This window comes from Streptacidiphilus pinicola (assembly GCF_003258295.1).
Classification (GTDB): Bacteria; Actinomycetota; Actinomycetes; order Streptomycetales; family Streptomycetaceae; genus Streptacidiphilus; species Streptacidiphilus pinicola.
Genome location: NZ_QKYN01000108.1, coordinates 3,965 through 4,488, shown reverse-complemented (window position 1 = coordinate 4,488; position 524 = coordinate 3,965). Strand labels below are relative to the sequence as shown.

General features: G+C 69.8%; 1 protein-coding gene. It reads left to right on the top strand.

Features of this window, described 5'->3' with window-relative positions; genetic code table 11:
- Positions 1 to 296 precede the first annotated feature (296 nt).
- The coding region (locus DN069_RS40320; RefSeq protein WP_207892266.1) for a hypothetical protein at positions 297 to 524 on the top strand (228 nt) is incomplete at its 3' end.

Here is a 524-nt window from a genome sequence, read left to right as displayed (position 1 = left end):
ACCCAGCCTCACAACCGGGGATCAAGCGAGCACTACCGCCTCCGCGAGGTGGCACAAAGAGGACACTGCCTAACTGATGTTGCCCCGGGGGCAACCTCCTCGACAGTCGAAATGGCGCGTTCATGACGGTGGCCGGCCGGCGGAACTCGCCTGGACCGCTCCCGTGCGCCTGCTGGCAACGACAACCCCAACTGCCCTACCCGCGTCGACATTTCTGGCGGCTACTCGGGGTAGGGCTGTCCGATGGTGTCGCCGCTCGGCGCGGGGGTCGGGCGGCCTTGTTCGAGGGGGCTCGCTTGGCCAAGCGCAAGACGTTCCGGGAATCGGTCGCGGAAGCGCTCGGACTGCAGTCGCAGGGCAGCGTCCCTCCACCGGCGGCGCGCAAGGCCACATCCGCAGCCAAGCGGCCTGCCAGGCCCCGCAAGCCCGCCGACCTGGAGGCGGAGCGTCAGCGGCAGATCGCGAAGGGCGAGAAGCTCCTGCAGCAGCAGGAGGCCCAGCAGGCCAAGGACGCGGCCCGGGTC